5 protein-coding genes are annotated in these 6373 nt (G+C 73.8%); 3 read left to right on the forward strand and 2 right to left on the reverse strand.

All coding sequences use genetic code 11. From position 1 onward, the window contains the following. Nucleotides 1-65 precede the first annotated feature (65 nt). Nucleotides 66-1022 carry a DeoR/GlpR family DNA-binding transcription regulator gene (locus ACQRUO_RS12940; RefSeq protein ID WP_428315991.1) on the reverse strand — a complete coding sequence of 319 codons (957 nt, stop codon included), beginning with the start codon at nucleotides 1020-1022 and terminating at the stop codon, nucleotides 66-68. Nucleotides 1023-1184: 162 nt separating this feature from the next. Further along, nucleotides 1185-2702 carry an NAD(P)H-quinone dehydrogenase gene (locus ACQRUO_RS12945; protein ID WP_428315992.1) on the reverse strand — a complete coding sequence of 506 codons (1518 nt, stop codon included), beginning with the start codon at nucleotides 2700-2702 and terminating at the stop codon, nucleotides 1185-1187. Between the two features lie 216 nt (nucleotides 2703-2918). Between ACQRUO_RS12945 and ACQRUO_RS12950 the strand changes: the two genes are divergently transcribed. The 3 genes from ACQRUO_RS12950 (at nucleotide 2919) to ACQRUO_RS12960 (ending at nucleotide 6222) form a co-directional block, all read left to right on the forward strand. After that, complete coding sequence (locus ACQRUO_RS12950; RefSeq protein ID WP_428315993.1) at nucleotides 2919-3356, forward strand: gamma-glutamylcyclotransferase; 438 nt, start codon at nucleotides 2919-2921, stop codon at nucleotides 3354-3356. Nucleotides 3357-3573: 217 nt separating this feature from the next. Continuing rightward, nucleotides 3574-4395, forward strand: a complete 822-nt coding sequence (locus ACQRUO_RS12955; protein WP_428315994.1) for a purine-nucleoside phosphorylase — start codon at nucleotides 3574-3576, stop codon at nucleotides 4393-4395. Nucleotides 4396-4533: 138 nt separating this feature from the next. Further along, nucleotides 4534-6222: a phospho-sugar mutase gene (locus ACQRUO_RS12960; RefSeq protein ID WP_428315995.1), complete on the forward strand. Its 1689-nt coding sequence runs from the start codon at nucleotides 4534-4536 to the stop codon at nucleotides 6220-6222. Nucleotides 6223-6373 lie beyond the last annotated feature (151 nt).

A 6373-nucleotide genomic window follows, 5' to 3' on the forward strand; every position in this document is an offset into this window, starting at 1 on the left:
CCCCGTGGTTCCTCCCCCCCCCCGCGCCACCCTTTTGGCCCGCAACCTGGGGTTCCGCACCGCGTTCACGGCCGCCCGGCGGTGAGCGGCCGGAAGGCGTGCGTCCCGGGGCGGCGCTGACCGGGCAGCGGGGCGCCCGCGGTGGGCGCGCCCGGGGCCCGGCGCGGGCTGCCCTGGGGCTGCTGCTGCGGGTGCCGCTCCGGCCCCGGGGCCGGGTGGCCCGGGGGCTCGGCGGCCAGGCCCAGCGGGGCGATGGAGATCTGCACCCCGCAGTCGGCCAGCGCGTCCAGCTCGCGGGCGGTCGGATCGTGGCCCGCCGCCTGCTCGTCGGTGACCAGCCGGGTGATCGCGTCGGTGGGCACGGTCTGGAACATGGTGTCGGTGCCCAGCTTGGTGTGGTCGGCCAGCACGATCACCTCCGTGGCCGACTGCACCAGGGCCCGGTCCACGCTCGCCGAGAGCATGTTGGTGGTGGACAGCCCGCGCTCGGCGGTCAGCCCGCTGCCGGAGATGAAGGCCTTGGAGACCCGCAACCCGTGCAGCGACTGCTCGGCACCGCTGCCGACCAGGGCGTAGTTGGACCCGCGCAGGGTGCCGCCGGTCATCACCACCTCCACCCGGTTGGCGTGGGCCAGCGCCTGGGCGACCAGCAGCGAGTTGGTGACCACGGTCAGCCCGGGGACCCGGGCGAGCCGGCGGGCCAGTTCCTGGGTCGTGGTGCCGGCGCCGATCACCACCGCGTCGCCCTCCTCGACCAGGGTGGCCGCGAGGTCGGCGATGGCGCTCTTCTCGGCCGCGGCTAGGTGGGTCTTCTGGGGGTAGCCCGGCTCCCGGCTGAAGCCGCCGGGCAGCACCGCCCCGCCGTGCCGGCGGTCGAGCAGCCCTTCGGCCTCCAGGGCCCGGACGTCCCGGCGGACGGTCACTTCGGAGGTCTGGACGACGCGGGCCAACTCGCGGAGCGACACGGCTCCGTTGGCCCGCACCATTTCGAGGATCAACTGGCGACGTTCTGCAGCAAACACAGAACCGACGGTAACTCCCCTGACCGTCCGCTTTCAGGCGTTTGCCGCTAGTAACAGGAACTCCTCACCTTCCGGCGGCGCATGACCGTACAATTCGCGCCGCCGCGCTCCCGCGTACCCTCCGCCGTCAGGACGAAGCGCTGGAGCATTCGGGTGACGGGGTCAGGATTCGCTCTCCGCCCGCTTGCGGATGTGCAGCTGGCGGGCGGCCTCGGCGGTGGAGCCGGAGAGCGAGGGGTAGACCGTGAAGGCACCCGCGACCTGCTCGACCGTCAAGTTGTTGTCCACCGCGAGCGAGATCGAGTGAATCAGCTCGCTCGCGCGCGGCGCGACCACCACGCCGCCGACCACGATGCCGGTGCCGGGGCGGCAGAACAGCTTCACGAAGCCGTCCCGGATGCCCTGCATCTTGGCCCGCGGGTTGCCCCGCAGCGGCAGCTTGATCTCGACGGCGTCCATCTTCCCGCAGGAGACGTCCGCAGCCGTGTAGCCCACGGTGGCGATCTCCGGGTCGGTGAAGATGTTGGAGGCGATGGTCTTCAGGTTCAGCGGCTGCACCGCGTCGCCGAGCGCGTGGTACATCGCGATCCGGCCCTGCATCGCGGCGACCGAGGCGAGCATGAAGACGCCGGTGCAGTCGCCGGCCGCGTAGACGCCCGGGGCGCTGGTGCGGGAGACCCGGTCCACCACGATCTGGCCCCAGTCGTTGAGCTTGACCCCGGCCTCCTCCAGGCCCATGCCCTCGGTGTTGGGGATCGCGCCGATCGCGATCAGGCAGTGCGTGCCGCTGATCACCCGGCCGTCCGAGAGGGTCACCTCGACCCGGTCGCCCACCCGTCCCTCCTTGCCCGCCTTCGGCGAGGAGGGTCCCTCTGCAACGTCTGTCCGTGCCGAAACGACCTTCACCGCTTCGGCCCGCAGCCGGCTCATCACGTTCATGCCGCGGCGGCGGAAGACGTCCTCCAGCACCTCGGCCGCGTCCGGGTCCTCGCCCGGCAGCACCCGGTCCCGACTGGAGACCAGGGTGACCTTGGAGCCCAGCGCCTGGTAGGCGCCGGCGAACTCGGCGCCGGTGACGCCGGAACCCACCACGATCAGCTCGCGCGGCAGCTCCTCCAGGTCGTAGACCTGCTTCCAGTTGAGGATCCGCTCGCCGTCCGGGCGGGCGTCCGGCGCCTCCCGGGGGTGCACCCCGGTGGCCACCAGCACCGCGTCGGCGCGCAGCGACTGGGTGCTGCCGTCGACGGCGGTCACCACCACCTCGCGCGAGCCGTCGACGGCCTGCCCGCCGCCGCCGAGCCGGCCGGTGCCGCGCAGCACGGTGACGCCGGCCCGGGTGACCGACTGGGTGATGTCGTGGGACTGGGCGATCGCCAGCCGCTTGACCCGTCGGTTGACCTTGCCGAGGTCGACGCTGATCGCCCGCCGGCCCGCCTCGTCGCCCTGGTCGTCACAGGCCAGCGTGATGCCGAGCTCCCGGTAGGAGGCGTCGAACCCGGTCATCACCTCGGCGGTCGCGATGAGCGTCTTGGACGGCACGCAGTCCGAGAGCACCGCCGCCCCGCCCAGACCATCGCGGTCGACGATGGTCACCTCCGCGCCGAGCTGGGCCGCCACCAGGGCCGCCTCGTATCCGCCGGGTCCGCCACCGATGATCACGATCCGAGTCACGTGCACCATTGTCCCGCACACCGACTTCGAAGCGCGCACCGGGCCGTTGATTTGTGCGCTTCACCCAGGCCGGCCCCTCGGACGCCGGCCCGGACTCCGGCCCGGACTCCGACTCGGGCGGCGGCCCAGCGGCGACCCAGCACCGACCGGGGCGCGGCCCAGCGGCGGCCGGGCGCCGCTCGCTCCGGCCTTGATCATCGCGCCAACTCCCGTAGGCTGACGCCCATGTCGCTCTACGCCGCGTACGCCACCAACCTCGACGCCCGGCAGATGAGCCGGCGCGCCCCGCACTCCCCGCTGCGCGGCTCCGGCTGGCTGGACGGCTGGCGGCTCACCTTCGGCGGCGAGCAGCTGGGCTGGGAGGGGTCGCTGGCCACCGTGGTGGAGGATCCCAAGGACCAGGTCTTCGTCTCGCTCTACGACGTGGCGCCGATGGACGAGGACGGGCTGGACCGCTGGGAGGGCCTGCAGCTGGGCATCTACCGCAAGGTGCGGCTGCGGGCGCACACCCTGGACGGGGACGTGACGGTCTGGACCTACGTGCTGAACGACTACGAGGGCGGGCTGCCGGCCGCGCGCTACCTGGGCCTGATCGCGGACGCCGCGGAGAGCGCCGGGGCGCCGCACGACTACGTGATGGACCTGCGCCGCCGTCCCTGCTGACCGCGCCCGCCACCACCCCGGCCCAAAATCCCCACACTCCGTAAAGGGCAGCTGAGGCCGGCGGTGACGACGGCTCGCCCGCCACTGGTGGATCCGCCGAATTCCTCCCCCGGACCACCGCCCGTGGCCAGTGCTTTCCGGTCAACCTGGTAACGATCCGACAAGGTCCCGCCCAGATGTCTACGCGCGTAGGCATTTGTTGTCTATCCTCTTGGTTGTGAACGCTTCTCCTCAGACCGCCGTGTCCGCCGACCCCTACGCCGCCGCCCAGGCCGCCGCCGCCTGCCTGCGCGAGCTGACCGGCGTGGAGCGGCACGACGTCGCCCTGGTGATGGGGTCCGGCTGGGTGCCGGCCGCGGACGCCCTGGGCGAGACCGTTGCCGAGTTCCCGGTCACGGACCTCCCCGGCTTCCCCGCCCCCGCCGTCGCCGGCCACGCCGGCAAGATCCGCTCGGTGAAGATCGGCGACAAGCACGCCCTGATCTTCCTGGGCCGCAACCACTACTACGAGGGCCACGGCGTGGCCACCGTGGTGCACGGGGTGCGCACCGCCGCGGCCGCGGGCTGCGGGATCATCGTGCTGACCAACGGCTGCGGCGGCCTGCGCCAGGGCTGGGTCCCCGGCCAGCCGGTGCTGATCAGCGACCACATCAACCTGACCGCCGACTCGCCGATCGTCGGCGCCAACTTCGTCGACCTCACCGACCTGTACTCGAAGCGGCTGCGCGAGCTGTGCCGCGAGGTCGACCCGAGCCTGGACGAGGCCGTCTACGTCCAGTTCCGCGGCCCGCACTACGAGACCCCGGCCGAGGTCAACATGGCCCGGGTGATCGGTGGCGAGCTGGTCGGCATGTCGACCACACTGGAGGCGATCGCCGCCCGCGAGGCCGGCACCGAGGTGCTGGGCATCTCGCTGGTCACCAACCTGGCCGCGGGCATCACCGGCGAGCCGCTGAACCACGAAGAGGTGCTGGAGGCGGGCAAGGCCTCCGCCGAGCGGATGGGCACCCTGCTGGCCAAGGTCCTGGAGCGGATCTGACGCTCCGGCCCCACCGACCGGCCCCCGGGCCGGCCCGAAGGCTCGGCCCGGGCGCTCCCCCGCTGCAGCGGAGCGCCCGGGCCGTTCACGTTTCCCAGACGACCCCCTTCCCCTACCGGATACCGGAGTAGGCGACCCATGGCCCAGGACACCACCGACCTCCTCGCCCGCGCCCGCCAGTGGCTGGCCGAGGACCCCGACGCCGAGACCCGCGAGGAGCTGGCCGCGCTGCTGGCCGACGCCGAGCAGGACGGCCCCGCGGCCGAGCCCGCGCTCGCCGACCTGGCCGAGCGCTTCGCCGACCGCCTGCAGTTCGGCACCGCCGGTCTGCGCGGCGAGCTGGGCGCCGGCCCGATGCGGATGAACCGCGCCGTGGTGCTGCGGGCCGCCGCCGGGCTGGCCGGCTACCTGCGCGCCGAGGACGCGGGCGACCTGGTGGTGATCGGCTACGACGCCCGGCACAAGTCCTACGACTTCGCCCGGGACACCGCCGCGGTGATGGTCGGCGCCGGCCTGCGCGCCGCGCTGCTGCCCCGCCCGCTGCCCACCCCGGTGCTCGCCTTCGCGATCCGCCACCTGGGCGCGGCGGCCGGCGTGATGGTGACCGCCAGCCACAACCCGCCGCAGGACAACGGCTACAAGGTCTACCTGGGCGACGGCTCGCAGATCGTGCCGCCGGCGGACGCCGGGATCGCCGCCGAGATCGACGCGGTGGCCTCGCTGGACGACGTGCCGCGGGCCGCCGACGGCTGGCAGGTGCTCGGCGAGGACGTGCTGGACGCCTACCTGGCCCGGGCCGTCACCGTGGTCGAGCCGGGCGGCGCCCGGGACCTGGACGTGGTCTACACCCCGCTGCACGGGGTCGGCCGGGACACCCTGCTGGCCGCCTTCAAGCAGGCCGGCTTCCCGGCCCCGACCGTGGTCGCCGAGCAGGCCGAGCCGGACCCGGAGTTCCCCACCGTCGCGTTCCCCAACCCGGAGGAGCCGGGCGCGATGGACCTGGCCTTCCGCACCGCGGCGGCGGCCCGCCCCGACCTGGTGATCGCCAACGACCCGGACGCCGACCGCTGCGCGGTCGCGGTGCCGGACCCGGCGGCCGCGGCGGGCTGGCGGATGCTGCGCGGCGACGAGGTCGGCGCGCTGCTCGGCGCGGCGCTGGTCCGCAAGGGTGCCGCCGGCACCTTCGCCACCACCATCGTCTCCGCCACCCTGCTCGGCCGGATCGCCGAGGCCGCGGGCCTGCCCTACGCCGAGACGCTGACCGGCTTCAAGTGGATCTCCCGCGCCGAGGGCCTGCGCTATGGCTACGAGGAGGCGCTCGGCTACTGCGTCGACCCGGACGGGGTGCGGGACAAGGACGGCGTCACCGCCGCGCTGCTGATCGCCGAGCTGGCCGCCGAGCTCAAGCGGGACGGGCGGAGCCTGACCGACCTGCTGGACGAGCTGGCGCTCACCCACGGCCTGCACGCCACCGACCAGCTCTCGGTCCGGGTCCAGGACCTGTCGCTGATCGGCGCGGCGATGCGCCGGCTGCGCGAGCAGCCGCCGACCGAGCTGGCCGGCCTCACGGTCGAGCGGGCGGACGACCTGTCGGCCGGTTCGGCCGAGCTGCCGCCGACCGACGGGCTGCGCTACTACCTGGCCGGCGAGCCGGTGCGTTCGGCCCGGATCGTGGTGCGCCCCTCGGGCACCGAGCCCAAGCTGAAGTGCTACCTGGAGGTGGTGCTCCCGGTCCCCGCCGCCGACGCGCTGCCGGCCACCCGGGACCGGGCCGCCGAGCTGCTGGCCGCGATCAAGCGCGACCTGGGCCGGGCCGCCGGGATCTGACCCGGCGCCACGTTCTCACCCGATCGAGTGAGGACCCGGCGCCGGACGGCCGGCGCAGGACATGGGCCGGGGGACCCCCCACCCCCAGGGCGGGGTCCTCCCCCCTCTCTTCCCTTTTTTTCCTTACAATCTCCCCCCCCACCCCCCCCCC

This window comes from Kitasatospora sp. LaBMicrA B282 (assembly GCF_050325825.1).
Lineage (GTDB): Bacteria > Actinomycetota > Actinomycetes > Streptomycetales > Streptomycetaceae > Kitasatospora.

What these genes read in the sequence shown, in the direction of transcription:
- ACQRUO_RS12945 (WP_428315992.1), bottom strand. Translation starts at nt 2,702, where the DNA reads ATGGTGCACGTGACTCGGATCGTGATCATCGGTGGCGGACCCGGCGGA.
- ACQRUO_RS12950 (WP_428315993.1), top strand. Translation starts at nt 2,919, where the DNA reads ATGTCGCTCTACGCCGCGTACGCCACCAACCTCGACGCCCGGCAGATG.
- ACQRUO_RS12960 (WP_428315995.1), top strand. Translation starts at nt 4,534, where the DNA reads ATGGCCCAGGACACCACCGACCTCCTCGCCCGCGCCCGCCAGTGGCTG.